Annotated in this window: 17 protein-coding genes; 9 read left to right on the top strand and 8 right to left on the bottom strand. The window is 56.5% G+C overall.

Going from position 1 to position 19,323, the window contains the following annotated elements:
• Window positions 1-173: 173 nt before the first annotated feature.
• The 3 genes from VF629_RS07870 to VF629_RS07860 form a co-directional block, all read right to left on the bottom strand.
• Window positions 174-1,571, bottom strand: a complete 1,398-nt coding sequence (locus VF629_RS07870) for a hypothetical protein (protein ID WP_331057920.1) — start codon at window positions 1,569-1,571, stop codon at window positions 174-176.
• Between the two features lie 81 nt (window positions 1,572-1,652).
• Complete coding sequence (locus VF629_RS07865) at window positions 1,653-3,008, bottom strand: DUF4062 domain-containing protein (protein ID WP_331057919.1); 1,356 nt, start codon at window positions 3,006-3,008, stop codon at window positions 1,653-1,655.
• 21 nt (window positions 3,009-3,029) lie between these two features.
• Window positions 3,030-3,281, bottom strand: a complete 252-nt coding sequence (locus VF629_RS07860) for a hypothetical protein (protein WP_331057918.1) — start codon at window positions 3,279-3,281, stop codon at window positions 3,030-3,032.
• A gap of 242 nt (window positions 3,282-3,523) precedes the next feature.
• Between VF629_RS07860 and VF629_RS07855 the strand changes: the two genes are divergently transcribed.
• The 6 genes from VF629_RS07855 (at window position 3,524) to VF629_RS07830 (ending at window position 7,551) form a co-directional block, all read left to right on the top strand.
• Window positions 3,524-3,937, top strand: a complete 414-nt coding sequence (locus tag VF629_RS07855; RefSeq protein ID WP_331057917.1) for a TIR domain-containing protein — start codon at window positions 3,524-3,526, stop codon at window positions 3,935-3,937.
• Window positions 3,938-3,946: 9 nt separating this feature from the next.
• Window positions 3,947-4,420, top strand: a complete 474-nt coding sequence (locus VF629_RS07850; RefSeq protein ID WP_331057916.1) for a hypothetical protein — start codon at window positions 3,947-3,949, stop codon at window positions 4,418-4,420.
• Between the two features lie 10 nt (window positions 4,421-4,430).
• Complete coding sequence (locus tag VF629_RS07845) at window positions 4,431-5,135, top strand: hypothetical protein (protein WP_331057915.1); 705 nt, start codon at window positions 4,431-4,433, stop codon at window positions 5,133-5,135.
• Window positions 5,136-5,304: 169 nt separating this feature from the next.
• Window positions 5,305-5,772, top strand: a complete 468-nt coding sequence (locus tag VF629_RS07840; protein ID WP_331057914.1) for a TIR domain-containing protein — start codon at window positions 5,305-5,307, stop codon at window positions 5,770-5,772.
• Between the two features lie 9 nt (window positions 5,773-5,781).
• Window positions 5,782-6,726: a caspase family protein gene (locus VF629_RS07835; protein ID WP_331057913.1), complete on the top strand. Its 945-nt coding sequence runs from the start codon at window positions 5,782-5,784 to the stop codon at window positions 6,724-6,726.
• Between the two features lie 30 nt (window positions 6,727-6,756).
• Complete coding sequence (locus tag VF629_RS07830; RefSeq protein ID WP_331057912.1) at window positions 6,757-7,551, top strand: hypothetical protein; 795 nt, start codon at window positions 6,757-6,759, stop codon at window positions 7,549-7,551.
• A gap of 208 nt (window positions 7,552-7,759) precedes the next feature.
• Here the strand turns inward: VF629_RS07830 and VF629_RS07825 are convergent, their stop codons facing one another.
• The 3 genes from VF629_RS07825 to VF629_RS07815 are packed head-to-tail and all read right to left on the bottom strand — an operon-like array spanning window position 7,760 to window position 12,458.
• Window positions 7,760-8,206 (bottom strand): hypothetical protein, encoded by a 447-nt coding sequence (locus VF629_RS07825; RefSeq protein WP_331057911.1) that lies wholly within the window; start codon window positions 8,204-8,206, stop codon window positions 7,760-7,762.
• Window positions 8,203-8,952: a hypothetical protein gene (locus tag VF629_RS07820; RefSeq protein ID WP_331057910.1), complete on the bottom strand. Its 750-nt coding sequence runs from the start codon at window positions 8,950-8,952 to the stop codon at window positions 8,203-8,205. Before VF629_RS07820 ends, VF629_RS07825 begins: the two co-directional genes overlap by 4 nt.
• Before the next feature lie 26 nt (window positions 8,953-8,978).
• Window positions 8,979-12,458, bottom strand: coding sequence for a caspase family protein (locus tag VF629_RS07815; RefSeq protein ID WP_331057909.1), 3,480 nt, complete (start codon window positions 12,456-12,458; stop codon window positions 8,979-8,981).
• 1,022 nt (window positions 12,459-13,480) lie between these two features.
• On the opposite strand from VF629_RS07815, the gene VF629_RS07810 reads away from it, so the two are divergent.
• A complete protein-coding gene (locus tag VF629_RS07810; RefSeq protein ID WP_331057908.1) occupies window positions 13,481-14,311 on the top strand; it encodes an alpha/beta hydrolase family protein in 831 nt (276 codons plus the stop codon).
• Between the two features lie 443 nt (window positions 14,312-14,754).
• Here the strand turns inward: VF629_RS07810 and VF629_RS07805 are convergent, their stop codons facing one another.
• On the bottom strand, window positions 14,755-15,150 hold the full coding sequence (locus tag VF629_RS07805; protein ID WP_331057907.1) for a hypothetical protein: 396 nt from the start codon (window positions 15,148-15,150) through the stop codon (window positions 14,755-14,757).
• Window positions 15,151-15,267: 117 nt separating this feature from the next.
• A complete protein-coding gene (locus tag VF629_RS07800; protein WP_331057906.1) occupies window positions 15,268-16,836 on the bottom strand; it encodes a DUF2235 domain-containing protein in 1,569 nt (522 codons plus the stop codon).
• Window positions 16,837-17,061: 225 nt separating this feature from the next.
• On the opposite strand from VF629_RS07800, the gene VF629_RS07795 reads away from it, so the two are divergent.
• Window positions 17,062-18,201 carry a sensor histidine kinase gene (locus VF629_RS07795; protein ID WP_331057905.1) on the top strand — a complete coding sequence of 380 codons (1,140 nt, stop codon included), beginning with the start codon at window positions 17,062-17,064 and terminating at the stop codon, window positions 18,199-18,201.
• Window positions 18,202-18,204: 3 nt separating this feature from the next.
• Window positions 18,205-18,978, top strand: a complete 774-nt coding sequence (locus tag VF629_RS07790; protein ID WP_331057904.1) for a LytTR family DNA-binding domain-containing protein — start codon at window positions 18,205-18,207, stop codon at window positions 18,976-18,978.
• The last annotated feature ends 345 nt before the right edge of the window (window positions 18,979-19,323 follow it).

Raw genomic sequence — 19,323 nt, 5'->3', positions numbered from 1 at the left:
TTTGTCTTGGCTGACGGCTTTTACCAACACCCATTTTTCCGTGGCGTACGGGGTTTTATGATAGTACGCAACCTAAATTCCCGCTGAGAGGGTATCTATACCAACAGAGCGAAATAATTATTTTCTGTCATTAAGCAACGAGTGAGTATCGAAACTACAAGTCTTTGCGAAGGCTACATGTAGTGACTGTATCGAATCTGTGGGGGAATGTTTTCCGGCAAGTATTTCATTACGTCTCCGACTTTACGGGCGCATTCGATGGTCACGGGCCACTTGCGGTCGAACTGGGTGTTATTCCAGTTCATCTTGGTGAGGGCTAGGACTTCTTCGCAAATAGCTAGGGCGTTTTCGTCGTTGCGGAATAAGCGTATCTGAATGGGACTCGGGACATAAGCACCGGGATAGGTACGAAAATAATCCACCGAACCGCGCGTATAGAGCAGGTAGTTTTTTGCATCTAGCTCCACACAGGTGCCGCGTAGCGGCGGGTACTGCCCCTTGCGCATCAGCTTGATGTCGGTGGGCATGAGCGTCACCATGTCGAGGTTGTCAATCTTGAACTCAGTAGCCGCTTTGGTGAAGCCCTCAGCTTCGGCCGGCTTGAAGTTGGACGTTTTGTGGAGCACCAGTCGGCTAGGTGTAATGCCCATAGCCTGACGGTACTCCGTCAGACTTGTAAACAGGAGTTGATAGGCGGCTTCGGAGTCCAGGTGCGGCTGCCGGTCGTCCTTATCAATGGCAGCAGGGGTACCCCGCAGAATCACTCCTTTGCCGAATTCATTGAAAATCTGCGCGATACTGGTCTGTAACTCTTTGCCATCGAGTGACTTGTAGAAGCTGATGCCGGCAAAGCATACCGGCCGGGGGTAGCGGCGGCTGAGGGCCCAAGGGGTGCCGCCGGCCTTGTAATACAAGGCTGTAAAGAAATTCCAGGCAATGGTAGCCGGGTCCTGCATCTCGCGCGTGGGCTTGCTGATACGGTCGCGCACGAGCTGCAACGGGATGCCGTACTGCATCGCTTTGGCCTTGAGCAAGTGGCGGAAATTCTTTTCTACTTCGTCCTCCTCTTCCTCGGCCGGCGGTTCCTTATTGGCAGCGTTTTCGCGGGCCGCTTCGCTGTCAGGAGTGCTCGCGTCGGCTGCCTTTTCCACTTCTTCTTCCGACTCGCCGCTCAAGATGGCCTGAATGTGCTTTTCGGGCAGGGCGCAGATGATGACATCGGCCTTTTTGTTCTTGGCAATAAATTCTATTTCAACCAAGTACAAATGCACCAAGTTTTCCAGCAAAGCATTATGGTCAGTTGCCGTTAATGCTTGTTCAAACACAGTATTCGTTATTTTCCGAATGTATGTGTCGTCATACACAATTTTGGAGAAGAACGTGTTGGCGGCATTAAAGCCGGGGAAAGGTGGAAACAGCGTGGGCTGATTGGATTTCTTTTCGGCCAGCGGCAGCGACGCTACCCGTAACCATTCCAACACTTTATCTACGCTCTCCCCCAGCCCGACCACGGCAACTTTGATGCTGTCGGGTCGGATTTGGTCTAGGTCGTACACACCGGAATCCCTCATACCCGCTTTGGGACAGACGTGCAGGCTGCTGGCAAAAATGAGTTCGGGTTCAGACAGAAAATAGCTGTTCATTGCAATAACTCAAAAATCAAAGGACAAGGCACCTGATTTCTCGGCGTCCGTTTTCTTGGCTGGCAGCCACAGCCTGTCATCCAGCAACGGCACGTCGTCAAACTTCACGGCCGGGTCGAACTGCAGAAACAGGTAGGGCGAAAAGCTGGGATAGTTAGGTGAGAGGTACCAAGCCCAGCAGCGCAGGTTCTGGTAAAAGGCATCGTTGGTTTCCAGCGCTTTTTTTCCGGTCACGTAGTGCTCCGAAAATCGACTTTTGCGGTAGCCATTCGTGGTGCAGATGTAAGAAGGATTGACGCAGATATACCAAGTGCCTCCAAATAAGGCAAAGGTGGCGTGCATGGCGAAATGCCGAAAGCATATAATGTGCGCCTTCTCCTTATTCCATATAGAGCTGATTACCTCACGCTTAGCGTTTTTGTTATCGCCCCAGGTAATAGACACGTCGGCCATCACCGGCTTGCCACCAAAGTAGAATAAGTCCTCGCTGCCCATATAGGCCACATTCTGGCCAGCCAGCTTTTGGCGCAAGGCGTTTTTCAGTAGGTACTTGACCAGATTTTCTCCGTCGAGGGTGGCAGCTAGCTCGGTCACACCTACAGCTTCTACCGACCCCAAATCCACGATTTTGCGATAAGGATTAGCCAAGCTCGATAGGTCAGAAAAAGTATACAGAACGCCAGACTTCACCAAAAAATCGAAGTGCTTTTCTTGGAATGTATCTCCCGTGGCAAACGACAGCGCGCGAGCAGCTACAGTTTCTTCCCCAGCATCCCAACGCAATTTCCAATTGCTGGCCTCCCGCGACTGTTCGATAATGGCTTTACGGTCGTAGTTGACCCTTGCGGTTTGGATGCTGGCGGGGAAGCGCACCGGAATCAGGTTCGACAATACGCTTTCCTTGCGCTCTACCCTAGTGCGCTTCAACTTTTCGACTACGGGCCGCAAGGATTGTTCGACGGCATCCCTCAACTCGAATGCGCTATTGACCGATTTCCAAAACCGACCCTGGTCGATGTGTCCGACCCGGCTGGCAAAATCCCTCTGCTTTTCGTCGCGATTTTTCAAGTAAGGAAGCGTAAAGACGATACGTGGCTTCTCTAACGCCACAGCCCGCTCGTATTCCCATTCTGTAAAGGACTTGCCTTTGTACTCATCTCCATAGCGCTCGCCCAAGATGAGGATATAGATGTCGGCCGCAGTCACTTCCTCCATGCAATTATCGAAGGAGTTGTTATCGACCGCCGGAAACGTTTTGTCTGACATCTTGGGTACGCACTGTGCTGCTACCACGGCTTGCTCAGTTGCAATACGCTCGTTGTGCAGGTCGTACAAAGTCGAGCTTATGAAGGCACTGTATTTCATGGTCGTGGCTCAGGATGTTGGTTAAGCATCATAGGCGTTTTCTTCTTCTACCACGCGGAGCAGCGCCAGGCTAGCCAGCGTTGCGAGCAGCGGCTGCACTTTCTTGGCTGTGGCACCCCAGAAGTGGGCCATTACCTGTGCGGGGTTGTCGGTGGTAGGTCGAGCCGAGGGACACCCGGCCAGTCGCAGAGGTCGGGGCAGAAACAGGCCGTCGTTGGCGTGTTCCGTGCCGCCGGATTTTAGCCAGCGGTCGGCGAAATGGGAATAATTCAAATGGCAGTGATAGGAACGGAAGCTTTGGCAAATAAAATTAGCGCAAAAACCGGCAACCCCGCTAAATGTACTAGTCAAGACATTTTGAAAGTAAGTTCTTGCTCTTCGCCACCAACGGTTTTTGCACCATTCCACTTCATAAGGGTCGACACAGTCTTATTCGTGGTACTATGCTGTTTTAAATGCCGACAATGGAAATACTAGTATTTTTAGCCATACCTTGTCCCATATTACCATTCTACATGGGGTCTCGACACCTCGCTTTTCGCAAAACTATGGCGGATAAAAAAGTAGTATTCATCGCCTTCGCTATTGAAGACGAGTCGCAACGCAATCTGATGAAGGGCCAATCGCTCAACACCCGTACGTCCTTCGAGTACATCGACATGTCGGTTAAAGAAGCGTACGACAGCGACTGGGAAACCAAGGTGCTTACGCGCATACGCCGTTCCGATGGGGTTATTCTGCTGATTAGCCGAAATTCCGTGTCCTCATCGGGGCAAAAAAAGGAGTTTCAAATGGCGAAAGCGGAGGGGAAGCGAATTCTCGCATTACGGGCATACAACGGTGATACCACTGTCCCCGCGTTCTTGGGTACCACGCCTGTGGTAGCATGGACATGGGAAACAATTGCCCGCTTTATTGACAGTCTATAATCGCACGTTATGACGCTGGGTATCAGTGGTCACCAAGAGCTCTCCGCTGAGGTAGAAGCTTTTGTAAAAGCGCGCTTGCTGGCAGAGCTACAATCTCTGCCGGAAGCGCTGTGCGTGTCATCGCTGGCTGTTGGGGCCGACCAATTATTTGCCCAGACCGCCTTGGCCTGCGCCACGCCCTTACACGTGGTGGTGCCCTGCCAGCACTACGAAGAGACCTTTCCATCGCCGCAGGCGCTGGCTCAGTATCAGCGCTTGCGAGCGCAGGCATCTTCGGCCGAAACGTTGGATTATGACCGTCCCGGAACTGCCGCATTTCTGGCCGCTGGTCAGCGAGTGGCCGACCTTTCCGACAAACTGGTAGCCATTTGGGACGGCAAGCCGGCGCGCGGAGAAGGAGGTACGGCCGATATAGTCGCTTACGCCCAACAACTCGGCAAGCCGGTGCTGGTCCTGTGGCCCTCGGCCGCACCACAGCACTAGCAGCGACTTTATGACTGATAAAGAGCGCCACGATTTTTTCAAGGAACTCTACGACAAAGAGTTTACGCGTAAGGAGGCAATAGAGAACTCGGTTAACACGCCCATTACCGTCACCACGGCGGTGGCTGTGTTGGTCTATTTCATGGCTTCAGAATACGACAACGAAGCCACGGGCTGGGTACTGACAAGCTTCTTTTATGTGCTCTTAGCGTTGGCAACTATCCTCGCGCTGGTAGGCCTGTGGAGCCTTGTGAAAATGTACGTAAACATCTATCATCAGAAGTACCGGGCCATCCCATACGCTGACGAGTTGGAGCAGTATCGTCAACAGTTAGCCGCCTACCATACGACCAACGCATCGCTGCTAGGCCAAACTACGGCTGATGACTTGTTCTTCGACTACCTAACTCAGCAGTATATCAACCAGACTGCTTCCAATACCAAAATCAACGACACCAAACTCAAAGAGCTGGAGCTGACCAAGCGACTGCTGACCGTGGCTATCGGCTGCACAGTTATCGCGTTCGTGCCCTTCTTCTATAACTTTTTCGTTAAGCCCGACAAAAATTATCATGTGGTGCTTAACCAGATAGCTCCTCAAACTCCTGCTCATGCCAACTGCTCAACCCACGCCGCTGCCCCCACTCCCGCCGCCGCCCCCGATTCGGGAAATATCGGAGGACATTCCGCTCGACATCCGCTAACCCCTCGCTAGCCCTGTGCAAATGCTAAACCACCGCATAACAGCGGCCTCTCCGCAGGCCCCGCCGCCGCCGCCCCCACCGCCCGAACGCCTCATTCGGGAAATTCGAGAACCAATGCCTCGCCCCCTACCACCGCCACCACCTGCTACCAAGTAGTATTCTCTTCCGCATTTCGCCAGCATGGGTCTGTTCGATTTTCTTTTTACTCGCCAAAAATCTAAGCCAAAGACTAAATTTCAATCAAGGCCCGGACCCACACCCTTGCCGGTCCGCAAGCGTGTATTTATCAGCTTTGCAGTCGAAGACAATGAGTACCGCGGGCATCTCGTGAGCCAAGCAAAGCAAAACCGTTCCCCATTTTATTTCATCGACATGTCGGTCAAACGACCGTGGGACGAGGCCGAATGGCGAAAGAAATGCAGAAGTAGAATCAAGGGTTGCGATGGTGTCATTGTGCTATTGAGTAATTATACCTACCACGCTTCGGGGGCGCGCTGGGAAATGAAGTGTGCCAATGAGACCGGCGTTAAAATGATAGGAATGCGTATTCGCAAGTCTGATACTTCCGCTGTACCACCAGAGTTAGAAGGCAAGCCCGTAATCACTTGGAATTGGAACAATCTAGAACGTTTCGTAAACAGTCTTTAAAAACATCTTATGAATAAAGCCCTCGTCATTGGCATCAACGATTATCCTAACGCACCGCTCAATGCGTGTATCCAGGATGCCACTGCCGTAGCCACCCTGCTTGAAACAAACGGGGACGGCTCACCTAACTTCGCTGTGCGACTACGCACCGACATCACAACCAAAGCCGAATTGAAAGCTGCTGTTGATGAGCTGTTTCAAGGAGTTTGCGATACTGCCCTGCTGTATTTCTCAGGCCATGGCCTACTCAATTCGTCTGGCGGTTATTTGGTAGCACCCGACTATCAGCGATACGACGAAGGCCTGTCAATGGACCACATACTCGCCTTTGTCAATAACTCGCAGGCCCAGAATAAAATCATTGTACTGGACTGCTGCCACTCCGGAGCAATGGGTTCTCCAGCCGCCACTGCAGCGTTGGCCAGTGCTCAATTGATAGATGGAGTAGTTGTCCTCACCGCCAGCCGCGACAGCGAGTCGGCAGTAGAAGTGAATGGCCATGGCGTTTTCACCAGCTTGCTACTCGATGCTTTGCAGGGCGGCGCGGCGGATTTGCGGGGCCACATAACCCCTGGCAGCGTGTATGCTTACGTCGACCAAGCGCTAGGGCCATGGGAGCAGCGGCCGGTATTCAAAACGAACGTAAGTCGCTTCACTTCCTTGCGTACTGTTCCCCCACAAGTGCCGACCGACGTACTGCGCAAGATTACTACCTACTTCAAAGCACCGCAAGAACAATTTCCACTGGATCCCACCTTCGAAGAACAAAACGGAGAAATCGCTATTCCTGAAAATGTCGCCATTTTCAAGCATCTACAGAAGTTCCAGAGCGTGGGATTGGTCGTGCCAGTTGACGCAGAATTCATGTACTTCGCAGCCCAACACAGCACCGCTTGCCGACTCACAGCGCTAGGCTACCATTACTGGCGGCTAGTCAACGAAAAGCGCATTTAAGTTGACGTCATACTCAGAGTGTTAGAGCTAATGTTCAGAGGATTTAACGTAGAAATTGCCCCGTTGAAGGTGGCCAAATACCAGGAGTGGCATGACGCCGGCTCACAGTTATTCAACAAGCAGCGAAACCAATTGCGCCAAAATTTGGATGACTTGGTGCTAGGCAACGGCTCGTTGGATGGTGCAGGGTTGCAGCAACAATGGTTCCCACAAGTGGAAGCCGATGTGTTCATCTCTCATTCTCACGCCGACAAGGAAACCGCCATCATCTTGGCTGGTTTGCTGCATGAGGAATTTGATGTAAAATGCTTCACCGACACCACCGTGTGGGGATACGGCGACGAGTTGCTACGGCGGCTGGATGAAAAGCACTGCGTGACCGGCCCGCAAAAATTTAGCTATGAAGCGCGAAATCGCTCGACAAGCCACGTGCACTTGATGCTTGCGGGCGCCTTATCCAAAATGATTGACAACACCGAATGTGTTTTCTTTCTGAATTCTCCTGCCTCGGTTTCCGCTCAGCAGGTAATGGATACTACCCTATCCCCCTGGCTCTATTTTGAGCTGCTTGCCACCCAACTACTGCGCAAAAAAACGCCGCAAGAGCATCCACGCCGGCAGATCCTGACTAAGTCTTTCTCGGATGATGAGCGAATAATAACCGAGTCGTTTGAAATGTCTCATCCTATAGAACTAGGTCATTTGACTTCGCTCTTATTCAACAACACATTTCTTAATAGCTGGCGTGATCTAGCTAAACCCTACGCTTTTAAGCTGGATGCGCTTTATACTTTGAGTCCCCAGCGCAATATCATCTTCTCCTAACTGAGCGGTCTAGGAACAGCGGGCAGCAGAGGTTGGGACTTCTCGCTGCCCGCTGTTCCTAGACCGCTCAGTTCGAGCCGAGCGAGACAAAAAGTTGCATGACTAGCCTGTGAAGGTGTTGCTTGTTCCATAACGCAAACGCTACTACTATGGGGTTCTACCTCTTAAAAAGCGTTTATGCAAATGGGTCCACCCGCTCTCTTGCCAGCTAGCCCGACGTTGCCTTGCGCTGCGTGAAGAAATAGGCGAGCGCGCCCGCGGTGAGGAACGAACTGGCCCGGGCGACCTCGTCCAAGTAGGCGAGAAGTTCTTTGGGGCTGCCATTGCGGAAGATGTACATGGCGGTGCCGAAGAGAAGCAGGATGTTCCAAACCGTCGACAGGGTGAGGGCTATCCAGTAAGAATGAGCCGCGGCCGGCGCCGTGGCTTTCTCCTGCCCTTGTTCGCCAAATATTCCACCGAGGATAATTCCCAGGGGAACTCCGTAGATGGCGAGCAGGCGCACCAGCAATACCTGCAGGGTAGTCGGGCGCAAGCCTCCGGCAAAAAAAATTGCTCCCACCCCCGCAACGTGCAGCGCGAAGCTGGCAACGAATACGGAAAGCAGGATAATTCTGTAGCGGCGATGCGTGGCGCGGGCAACCAACTTGCTCATGTTTTTTTGATGCGGGCGGCAAACGTGTTGACGTAGCGCTGCACGGCTTCTTTCGCCGCGTCGGTAAAGACCGGCCCCCAGTCATCGTGCGAGGGCTTCTCCTGGGCAACGAAATACAGCCGGAAGGCTTTTGCTTTATTGACGCCCGCAATGGGCAGCACGAGCTGGACGGCCACTTTTACTTTGTTGCCGCCGGCGCCCGGAATGGTTTTATAAGTCGTAACGATCTCCTGCTGGCCGTTTCGCTCGCTGCGTTCGTAGCCAAGGGGAAACTGTTTGTTCAGGACATCCGCAACGTGCAGGACATAATTGCCGGGCAGCAGTTCCTCGCGGTAGTAAGACGGAAAATCTTGTTTTACCGGGATGTTCACCGTGCCGTCGCCCATCATTTTGTGGGTGGGCTTCACCGGAACAGCGGCTCGCACCGGCCCCGCCGCCGAGTCCCGGAAACTAACCGTCCGGTCCCCGGTCAGGTACCTGAAAGTAGTGTCGGCTGGCGCCATTCCAAAGCCATCGATGTACACGCGTCGCCGATTTTTAGCCGTGTAATGATACTGGATGAAAGAGAGCGTCCGCCCGCCAGGAGCAGCGTACTCAACCGCGCGCTCAACCCGTACGTCCAGCCCGCCCCCGGAGAAAGAATAAGGACCGCTGTATTGAGCTTTAGCGGATTGGGCTTTGCCCGCGAAGGGCGCGCTCAGCAGCGCCAGGCAAGCAATCCGAAACAAATAACGACGAAAGGGCATTGGAGCAGATAGAAAGGATAGTGGTCTTACTTCAAACCCAGCAGGCTGAAGTTTAAACCCTGGGAGTAAATAAGGGGAGTGAACTGCGAACCGGTCTCGGAAGCAATTTTAGGAGCCCGGGCCCGGACGTAGTCCGCCAAGCCCTGGGCAGAGGCGCCGGCCGGCCGCGAAAGCCCTTCCAGCAGGGCCTTGGTCAGCGCGCTGCCGCCTTGCATCTGGTCTACTACCTGCAGGGGGGTGGCCGCGGCAATGACGTAGACGCCCGTTCCCAGCTGCAGCTGCCCGCTTAAGCCTTGCGTCAAGCGCATCTGCGTCGCGGCTTTGGCCTGGCCTACCTTGGCCAGGGACTCAATGGCGCCCCCCGATTGGCAGGCATCGATGACGAGCACAATGCGGCGAGCGGGCAGGTAGCGAACCAGGTCGGCCAGCATGGCCGTGCTTAGCGCCGTGTTGCGAATTCCTTCGGCCGTGAGCCCTCGCACATCCGCCGGAATGAAGTAAAACATTTCTTCGCCCGGCAGCACGCTGCCGTGCCCCGACAGAAAGACAAAGACCACGTCTTCGGGCTTCACGCTGCTGGCCACCTGGCCGAACCGCTGCAAAATGGCGCGCTGGCTGGCGTCCGCGTTTTGCAACGGCTCCCAGACTCGGACGGCCGCGTAGGGTGTGGTGGGCTGCTTCGCCAGCTGCGTGAACACGTTCCGCACGTCGTTGGCGCTGGCGACAGAGTAGGGCAGGGGCGTGAAGCCGGCGGTGGCCGGCAGGTAGTCGTCGACCGCGATGGTCAGAACGTGCAGCGTGGCCGAGCCGGTGGCGGAGTCTAGCTTGTCCCATGGGGGGGGCGGCGGGCCGGGAGCGGCGGGGCTGGCCAGCAGTTTGGTGAGCTGCGCATCCAGGGGCAAATACCAGGCGCAGTCCCCATTGCCTGGCTGTAATTGCGCCCAGGGGCCGTCGTCATCGCCCACTAGTTGCACGGGTAAGCTACCCGCACCCAAGGCTTCGGCTTTTAAGCAGAGCGCGGGGCGGCCGTCCACCTGCTGTACGCGCGCCAGGCCCTCGGCCAGCAGCTGGCGCAGCCCCGGCACGCGCAACTGGGTGGCCAGGTCGAGGTGGGCTCGGGGCCGCATCCCGTTCACCACGTCGCTGTAGAGGCCCGGCCGGTAAAAGTCGTTGTACAGGGCATCCAGCGGCGTGACGCCGGCTCCTTTCTGCAGCCGCCACCCCACCATCCGCAGGGCGTTGGCGCTGCCGTCAAACAAGCCATCGGGCGTGACCACCAACCACTCGTTGCCGTCGTTAAAGGTGACCATGCGCAGCAGCGGCCCGGGCGGGGAGTCGGCGGCCAGGTCCCAAAGGTTTACCAACCCGTCGACGCCCGCGGAGACCAGCAAATTGCCCGGCGGGGTAAAGGCCAGGTCCTGTACGGAGCCAAGATGCCCCGCCAGGGTGCGCTGCAGCTGGCCCGTGGCGGCGTCAAAGAGTTGGATGACTCCCCGGCTGTCGCTGGCGGCAAACCAACTGCTGTTCGGCCGAAAGGCCACGGTGTTGGTGGGCACGGCCCACATGCTGTCGGGCCGGGAGGCGGTTCTCATCCGCCAGCCGCCTTTGAGGACCCGCGGCGCAGTCGAGCCCAGCAGGTCCCAGATTCCCAAGGTGTTTGCGGTTGCGGATACCAACCACCGGCCGTCCGGGCTGAACGTGAGCGAGGTGATCTCCGGCTCCGAGACTTGCAGGACGCGTTCGTCGGCCTTGGTGTGAGGATTCCAGAACCGGATGCGGGTAGTGGTCGCGGTGGCAGGTTCCGCCATTGCCAGCAGCGGAGTACCCGGCCAAAAGGCATACGCCCGCAGGAGGGCCTTGGGCTTTTGTTTTCCCGAACTGGGCTTTGGTTGCGCCGTGCCGAGCAAGCCCTGCGTCTGGGTGTCGAATACTTTGATCTCAGTACCCGAGGAGCCCGCTTGCAGAACGGCCAGCAGGCCCCAATCGGAGCTGAAGGCAAATGGCTCGTGGACATAATCCCGAACAATTCGCTGGTAAGGAAAGCTGCCCGACTCTTTGTTGGTGGCTAAATTGAATATTTTAACGCTGTCGTTTCTGCCCTCTAGCGCTTGAAAGTTGCCCGCTACAAATTGACTGGAAGGACTATAAGTCATTTTTCCAATCAGGGTCCTGTTCCGCGCCTCGAAGGGCATGCGGTAATGAGAATAGCCCGTTTTCGTGCTCCATAAACGCGAGCCGTTCGCGGTTTGGGTAAGCAGCCACGAGCCGTCGAGGCTGCACGACAGGCCATCGGCCGTCTCGACCGCCGCGCTTTTCGCCGGAGTCAAATACCCAGTAGACAAGTCGAGAAACACCACGGGGCTGTACGCGCCGGCCCCCCGGGACGCCTGAAGTAAGATCAACTGCGTGCTGTTGCTGCCCATGGCCGCCGCCACGACGGGGGCAGCCGGAGGACCCGCAAACTTGACCGTGGGGCGGGACTGCCAGGGATGGGTTTGCCAAAGGCGGGCAGTGCCCGACTGGCTGTGATGGCTTTGAACCACAAAAAAAAGCGCCCCGTCGGGACTGAAATCAAAAACCTCGTGGTCTGCTGGGATCAGGTTGCGGCGGGCCGACGTCCAAGTGGAGGTCGCCCAGGCCTCAATCAGAATGACATCGTTGGTTAAACTGGCGGCCTGTAATACCTGGCCGGTTTTGTCAAATACCAGTTTGAAGTGCGGGGCCACCGCGGGTTTTATTTCCGGCTTTACTATTTTGGAACCCCGGCGAACCGAAGGGTATAAGTGCATGGTGTCGTTAAAGTCGAAATTCTTTTCAGCCGCCGGCCGGTGCTCAAAACGGACCACGGCCTTGCCGGTTTGAAAATCCCAGACGTTGATGGCTCCCGATTCGCTGCTTCCAGCCGCCAGCCAGCGCCGGTCAGGGCTAACCGTGAGCGCACTGGCGGGGCTGCCCAGGCTACCCGGCAGGAGACGCCGCACCGAGTCGGCAATGCGAATCGTCTCCACGGTGCCGTTCGCCAAGGCCACCACCAGCACTTCCCCGGTTGGGTCAAACGCGATCGCCCGGGCCGTGTGTTCCTCGGGCAATACTAGCGGAATGGTCCGGTAAGTTTCCCCGGTGCGGGGATCCCAAAGCCGGATCTTGCCGTCAATGGGCTGGAGGTCCGCCACTAGTTTGCCCGACGGAGCCAGCGCAAAAGTGACGGGCATGTTGACGAACAGTTTACTGGAATTGGCCGCCCCAATGGTTCGTTCGACCAGTCCCGTTTTCGCGTCACATACTTTTCGGGAAACTTCCTGCAAGTTTTGAATGATAAACAAATTGGCGTGAGCCGCCGTCATGACTTTACAGAAAAGGCCGCTGGCGTAGCTGGTCTGCAGCACCAACTCGGGCAGTTCGTCCGCATTAGGTTTAGCTGGCTGAGCGTACACGCCCAGGTCGGTCCGCAGCCACACCCCCAACAGTGCCACCCACAGGCACCGAAACCAAACTGAGCGCGTCATATACTTGGTAAGTGAAGTTGAGGGACAGAAATCGGGCTCGTGCTTGGGCTCTGGTTAAGCTTTACAACGGGGTGGGCGGCAGCCAGCGTCCAACAGCAGAGTGGAACTGGTGCAATGGGCGAGCCACAGCAAAGTAAAACTGAATATAAAGGTTTGAATTTATGTGAACTTTTGTGATTCGAAGTGAACTCAGAGAATTTGAATCTCAAAAAGCCGGGAATTCATGCTGATTCTAGGTGAGCACAGACAGGGAACACTTGCTTCTCGGACGGCTCAGCTTACGGCCCTCTCACTTGTTTTCAGCCCCTAAATATTCCGCCCGGGAGCAGGCATGAAAATGGCCCTTGTAATCGCCAATGGCGCCCTGTTGCTAATAACTCGTTGTACTGAGCAGGAACAAGCACAAGGAACTGGGCGCTCTACGGAAGCTAAGTGGTCGCAACGATAAGTGCGCTCAGTGGCCGGGTAGCAACAGCAATGGGAGTTTCTCTGGGTATCGTCAAATCAAACCTCCTCCTAAAACCACTGAAGTGTGGGTCACTAAGCAATCGTGCCTAGGGGACGAAATGGACTGGTATGGGACCACCCTATTCAATGAAATTTCTGGCCTGGTGAAGACGCCTCATTGGTGATCGCCCCATTTGAGCCGAGTTCGTCACGGAGCAGGCCCTCCCGGGCCTGGAACTCAGCGACGAGAAGATGCAAGTAGTGATTTCTCACGATTTAAGTACTAGCACTGATGCCTAAGTGGTTAACCCTTCTTTGCTTTAGGAGTTAACTAATTCATTTTGCCCAGTATGAGCGCATTGCACAACCTAAAAACACCCGCTTTGGCCTTATGTATGTGTGTGGGCAGGGCCCTGGGGGAGGCGCGGGCCCAAGAACCGGCGGCGTCAAATTGCACGGTCCCAAGTCGAGTAAAACCGGCTCTTATACCGACCACGGACCCGTCAAATCACCTCCTGTATTCTTACAACGAATTACAGTATCTGTCTTGTGATTTTGACCGGGACGTTTCCACCGTGTTTGACCTGAGCGAACAACAGTTCAAGGCGTCGTCGAAAACGTGGGTCTACAGCCTAATGGCTAGCAATGTATACCGCGAGAAGGGGCAGGTGTTCGTCATTCCCGGCTGGGAAGTCGCTTCGCGCTGGAAAAGTCCGAGTGGTTTAACGTTTGAAGAGTGGACCCACAAAGACTCGGGAGGCAAACCCGATCAGATCGTAGTCGCCTTCGAAGGCACCAAATTCAGCTCGCTCGATGACTGGCAAACCAATTTGTCCCTCATCGAGCCCCGCCAGTTTCGGGAAGCTTACGCCTACATGGATTGCTTGGTAAAACATCGGGCGAATGGCGCCCGCATTGCGGTCACGGGCCATTCCCTGGGTGGGGCGTTGGCGTTGAACATGTCGTTGCGACTGCCCGGAATTCACGCTTACGTTTTCGATCCTTCTCCTCGGGCGTTTTTCAAGGTAAAAATGAAGAAAGTAAAAGCCGATATGCGGGCGGGGGTAGCCCCCGAAAGGATCCTCGTGTATGAGAGTGGCGAAGTACTGGCATTCGTGCGGGCGCCGTGGCAGGCGGCCTTCCGGAATTTTGAACGGTACCGATTTAACTTCATGGACTTCACCAATTTTTTTGCCGTCGTATCGGAACACAACATGTACCTCATTGCCCGGGGACTGTTGATGGCTGCCATCAAAGCCAAGGATGCCCAGGCTGGACAAGCTTTTACTGCAAACCTGTCATCCCGGGATTTGGAGGACGCATTCAAAGAAGAAAAGGAGCCAGGCGACAAGAAGTACGACATTGGCCGCTGCCAATGGATTTTTCAGACGTACCCGGTTAGATAGAATCGGGTGCCAAGCCTGTCGGCAGCCCTTGTTCAGCACCTGGGGTAGCCAACCCGCGTCGAGGAGAGGGCGTCAGATTTATTTACGCAAGAGCATCCTTGTGGCGAACGCACTCAATGAGCGAGCTGACTTACCCACCAAGGCCCGCGGGATAACACAGCGATGGCCGCAAGTTCTACTCATGCCTGAAAAAAACTTAGAGCCAAGGATTTTCTGCATTAGGGCCGGCGCCTACATCCGAATGCCTCATCGCACTCCCTGGCACAGAACGGTCCCGTTGTGCCCAGCCCTTCCGGAGAGGTACGTGCGCATTGCTGGCGCCTATCGCCTGGCTGGCTGTCAAAAGGGTTTGAACAAAGCGCGTTTTTGTTCAAACCCCGAAATGAATGCGTTAATTCGAAAAGTCCACCTGCTTAGCCCATATGGCGGCGAGGCGAGAACCATCAATCCGCATATTGCCGGAAAACAAACACCACTATCCAAGAGAGCCCGAAGAAACAAAAAAACAGCAAAGTCCTCAGGGCAAATAGTTCCGACATCTCGTGTTCCGGATTAATGACGCGTTCCAGCACCCGGTCAAATTTACTTAGCACGTAACCGCTGAGGAACGTGCCCACCATTTTTGAAAAGTTTTCTAATTTTTTCTGGTCCGCAGCATCGTACGGGGTGGTCAAAATGCCGATCAACCAGCCGAGGATAACGCCCGCAGTACAAATGAGATAAGTGATAAGATAGGTTCTCGGGTCGCTTTCCAGCAACTTCACCAAGGATAGCAATACGCTTCCTAACAAGCCTGTTGATAGCGCAGTGAAAGCCAGCTTATAATTTCCGATCTTCATTTACTTGAGAATCTTGTCGTTTGATCAAAAGTTGTGCGGCAAGACGACGAATGACAGAAGCATACAAAATAGGGGTTCTGTCATGGCACTACTTAGTCAGGGCACCCGACCAGTGGGTTACGTGGTACGAGTGACGGTCAAGCTCAGCGAGCCCGTGTTGTTGACGTGCGTCTTCCACAAGTCGTTGGCAAAGACCCACAGCAGCCCGGTGGCGTCGTCGGTGGGCAGAGGTGCCCGGACGGTTCGCTCGGTACCGCGGCGGATGGGGAACAGGTCCGCGACCAACTCGGCGGGGTCCTCCAAGACTAAATACCGCACCGCCTCGTGCAGGGAGCGTTCCTGCCAGGGCCAGACGCGGGGGCGGTTGACGAGCCCCATGAGTTGCATCCAAGGCTGATCGGGCGCGCGCCGGGCCCACCGAAACAGGCGCTTGGGCCACGATTCGGTCGCCGCGGGCTGCCCCTCGGCCCCGACTGGCGTGTCATTGAGGTCCTGCCACCAGCCGCTGGGGGCAAACGCATAGGTGCCCCCCTGCTCGAGCACCAGCCCCGTGCTGGTCCACAGCTGGTCAGCCGGGATTTCCACCGTTGCGGACTGCCCGGGGTCCAGCGTTTGAAGCCGCGGCTCCTTGCTGCCGAATTCGGCGCAGATTCGTTCCCGATGGAACACGCTCTCGTGCAAATACCCCTGGGTGCGGACCGCCGCGTTTTGCGTCGCCGTGCGGTGCAGGGGCGGGAACCAGCGAGGCCAGCCGCCAATATTGGTCCACAGGGGACCTTGCAGGGAGCGGTGAATGCGGCCGGCTGGGTTAGGCGCCAAATCACGGAAGGCCCCGTGACGCACCAGCAGCCCTTGGGAAATGGCCCGTTCGGCCAGCCACCGATAGGCGATGTCGGCCAAGTCCCGTTCGGCGTAGCCACCGCCCACGTCGCTGTGCACGCCCCTAAACCAGACCTGCTCAATGTCCCCGGCCGCGGGCTCACCCGGAGGCACTTCCCAGAGAGTGGGCATGAAGCTCGTGCGCATTTCGTCCATGGCCAGGGCGTGGCACACGTGGTCGGTGATGCGATTAGGCGAGAGGTCGTGAAAGCCATTGCGAAAAAACAGCCGCAGGTTGAAGCTCCATCCCCAAAATGAAAAACCCAGCGAGCTCACCGTGTCCCAGACTCCGACGAAGTGCACCCGCACGTACCGCGTGGGTTTGTGCAGGAGGTGGTGAATCGTTGGATCGGGCCGGTCATACTGGCCGGGGGCGTAGAGTGCCGGATTATAGCGCTTGCTCTCGTAGTACCGGTACGCTTCCCGAACCGCTTCGGCGGTCGGGTCCACCAGCAAGCCCACTTGCTGAATCATGCCCGCGATGGAGCGCGCCGTAAACGCCCCGCGCGAAAAGCCCAGCAGAAATATGCGGTCGCCGGCCTCATAGTGGCGGGCCACGGCGGTGTAGCCCCGCCGTATGTTGGCGCTTACTCCCGTGCCGGTGGTGCCTTCAAACGCCCGACGGATCCGCCCGCCCAGGGCCCCCACCCCCGGCTGATACCAGACAAATTGCTGCTCCTGGGATTCGGCCCGGTCCTGGCAGGCCTGATAAAGCCGGTGAACGTTGGTGGGGGTCGGCATGCCGAAGGCTTCATCCGTGGCCGAATTCCACGTGCCATCGCAGCAAATGACAAGGTTTTTGGACATGGCCAACAGCAGTATTAGCCTGAACTGATGAGTAGATATGTAATTTACTCAGATAAATCATTATAATTTAAGTTTTTTTACCGTTAGCTGGTCCAATATCCGATAGCTAGGGCGTGTCCAAGATGTTCTCTTCCCGGACCGAAGCAAGGAAAATTAGCAGGCGGTCTGGTGCCGGCGCCAGGGCCAAAGACGGCATACGCGGCTTACTTTCATCGCCGCTGGAAATTGAAAGCCGACTCAACCGTGACGCAGTCCCAAAGGCGGCCAAGCAACGGGTTTTGCACCGGCGGCTCCCCTCGCCGCCCCCCGACTGCGACCCTTTCGGCTCGGCAGGAGCGGCTGCCGGGCTCGCTGCTCATCGGCCTGTGCTTGACATCGGTGTATTACGCGGCCAGCGTGCTGGAACCGTCGGGGTTTTCGTGGGTGGCGGCGGGGCTGTTGCTGGCCTTGGTGTACCTGCTGTGGGAAGGCACGGCCGCCGTGTCGGCGTGGCTGGACCGGCGCCGGCCCTGGTCGGCAGGGGTGGGCCGGCGGCTGCTGGCGCAGTTGCTGCTCGGGGCCGCCCTGGCGCTGGCGCTCATCAACGGGCCGTATGTGGCGTTCAAAGCCTACAGCCTGCGTCACCTCGAAGACCCCGGCAGCGCTTACACGCTGCCCATTTTTCTGCTCACCAACGGCGTCACGCTGATGCTCTTTGGCTTGGTGCAGGGCGCCCAGTTAGGGCTGCAATTCCTCTCGCGCTGGCGGCAGGCCGAGCTGCGGGCCGAGCGCCTGCAACGCGAGGGCACGCAGGCCCGCCTGGCCGCGCTGCGCCAGCAGGTGAGTCCGCATTTTTTGTTGAACAACCTCAACATCCTCTCCGTGCTCATCGACCGCAGCCCCCCGCTGGCCCAGGAATTCGTGGCCCAGTTTGCGCAGGTGTACCGCTACGTGCTGGAAGTGCGCCAGCGCGAGATTGTGCCGCTGGCTGAGGAGCTGGCATTTGCCCGGGCCTATGTGTTTTTGCAGCGCATCCGCCACGGCGACGCCCTTCACATCACGCTGCCCACGGCCGACGAGGTGCCGGCCCGCTTTGCCGTGCCTCCGCTGTGCCTGCAGCTGCTGCTCGAGAATGCCCTCAAGCACAACGCCGCCAGCGTGAGCAAGCCCCTGCACCTGCACATTGCCGTCGACGCCTCGGCCCGGCGCATCAGTGTGCGCAACTCCCTGCGCCCGCGCCGGCTGGGTTCCGACGATTCGCTTGGCATCGGCCTGCCCAACCTGCGGGCCCGCTACGCCCACCTCACGGACGAGTTGGTGGAGGTGGAGCACACCGACACGGCCTTTATGGTTCGCCTACCTCTTTTAGAACTTGCCAAATCCTAGCATATGCGGGCCATTATCATCGAAGACGAACAGCTGTCGGTGCGCCACCTACGCGACCTGCTGCGCCGCCACAGCCCCCAGGTTCACGTGGTGGCAACCGCCGATTCGGTGGAGTCAGCCGTGGCTTTGCTGCAAAGTGGGCCGGCGCCCGACGTCCTGTTTCTGGATATTCACCTTTCCGATGGCCTGAGCTTTGAGCTCTTTGAGCAGCTGGATGTGCGATGCCCCGTGATTTTCACCACGGCCTACGACGCCTACGCCCTGCGCGCATTCAAAGTCAACAGCATCGACTACCTGCTCAAACCCGTGGCCGAAGGTGAATTGCGGGCGGCCCTCGCGAAGTTACAGCTGCTGCGCCACGGCTCTGGCCCCACGCCGGTGCTCGACACCACCCTGCTAGCGCAGGTGGTACAGCAGTTGCAGCGCGTAGCCCCGTACAAGCAGCAGTTTGTGGTCAAAGTTGGGGAATACCTTAAGGTAGTACCGGTGGACACCATCCGGTATTTCTCCAGCACCGGAGGCACCACGTTTCTGCACACGCACGAAAACCGGCATTACGTCATCGACCACACCCTGGAACAGCTGGAACAACTTGTGGACCCGCACGAGTTCTTCCGGCTCAACCGGGCCTTTTTGGTGCACCAGCAAGCCATCCAGGAAATCGTCCAGTATTCGAACAGTCGCTTGAAAACTGTGCTGGCGCCACTCCCCACGGAAGGCCACGTGCTGGTCAGCCGCGACCGGGTGCCTGCCTTTCGGGCATGGCTGGAACGGTAAGCAGGGTTTCGTCTGCTTTCTACCAGTCCATTTACATTGACAGGCCCTGCCGTGGCCGTACTTAAGTACTTTGCATCCATGAGCGATGTCTGATAAGATAGTACTGGGGTGAGCTGCCGCATTAGTCTACTGGCAGAGCAAAGTCCAATCGCTTGGATTTACTCCGTGGTGCACCGCAATGATCAGTATATTATAAGGAGTAATTGGGGTGGTCCAGTAAAAACAGACAGTGAGCTAAGGTAAGTTGGTTTTCAGCTCGTGTTCGAATTGGTGGGGCGAGCGGTAGCCCAGGGCGGAGTGGCGGCGGTCCAGGTTGAAGTACGTATCGAGGTAGTGGGCCACTTC

This window comes from Hymenobacter sp., assembly GCF_036388155.1.
Taxonomy (GTDB): Bacteria; Bacteroidota; Bacteroidia; order Cytophagales; family Hymenobacteraceae; genus Hymenobacter.
This window is presented reverse-complemented; position numbering and strand designations above follow the sequence as displayed.

Bases quoted from the DNA above. Each gene is read 5' to 3' on its own strand.
- VF629_RS07815 (WP_331057909.1), bottom strand. From the start codon at position 12,458: ATGACGCGCTCAGTTTGGTTTCGGTGCCTGTGGGTGGCACTGTTGGGG.
- VF629_RS07840 (WP_331057914.1), top strand. From the start codon at position 5,305: ATGGGTCTGTTCGATTTTCTTTTTACTCGCCAAAAATCTAAGCCAAAG.
- VF629_RS07845 (WP_331057915.1), top strand. From the start codon at position 4,431: ATGACTGATAAAGAGCGCCACGATTTTTTCAAGGAACTCTACGACAAA.
- VF629_RS07865 (WP_331057919.1), bottom strand. From the start codon at position 3,008: ATGAAATACAGTGCCTTCATAAGCTCGACTTTGTACGACCTGCACAAC.
- VF629_RS07855 (WP_331057917.1), top strand. From the start codon at position 3,524: ATGGGGTCTCGACACCTCGCTTTTCGCAAAACTATGGCGGATAAAAAA.
- VF629_RS07800 (WP_331057906.1), bottom strand. From the start codon at position 16,836: ATGTCCAAAAACCTTGTCATTTGCTGCGATGGCACGTGGAATTCGGCC.
- VF629_RS07835 (WP_331057913.1), top strand. From the start codon at position 5,782: ATGAATAAAGCCCTCGTCATTGGCATCAACGATTATCCTAACGCACCG.
- VF629_RS07825 (WP_331057911.1), bottom strand. From the start codon at position 8,206: ATGAGCAAGTTGGTTGCCCGCGCCACGCATCGCCGCTACAGAATTATC.
- VF629_RS07790 (WP_331057904.1), top strand. From the start codon at position 18,205: ATGCGGGCCATTATCATCGAAGACGAACAGCTGTCGGTGCGCCACCTA.
- VF629_RS07850 (WP_331057916.1), top strand. From the start codon at position 3,947: ATGACGCTGGGTATCAGTGGTCACCAAGAGCTCTCCGCTGAGGTAGAA.
- VF629_RS07830 (WP_331057912.1), top strand. From the start codon at position 6,757: ATGTTCAGAGGATTTAACGTAGAAATTGCCCCGTTGAAGGTGGCCAAA.
- VF629_RS07820 (WP_331057910.1), bottom strand. From the start codon at position 8,952: ATGCCCTTTCGTCGTTATTTGTTTCGGATTGCTTGCCTGGCGCTGCTG.
- VF629_RS07870 (WP_331057920.1), bottom strand. From the start codon at position 1,571: ATGAGGGATTCCGGTGTGTACGACCTAGACCAAATCCGACCCGACAGC.
- VF629_RS07805 (WP_331057907.1), bottom strand. From the start codon at position 15,150: ATGAAGATCGGAAATTATAAGCTGGCTTTCACTGCGCTATCAACAGGC.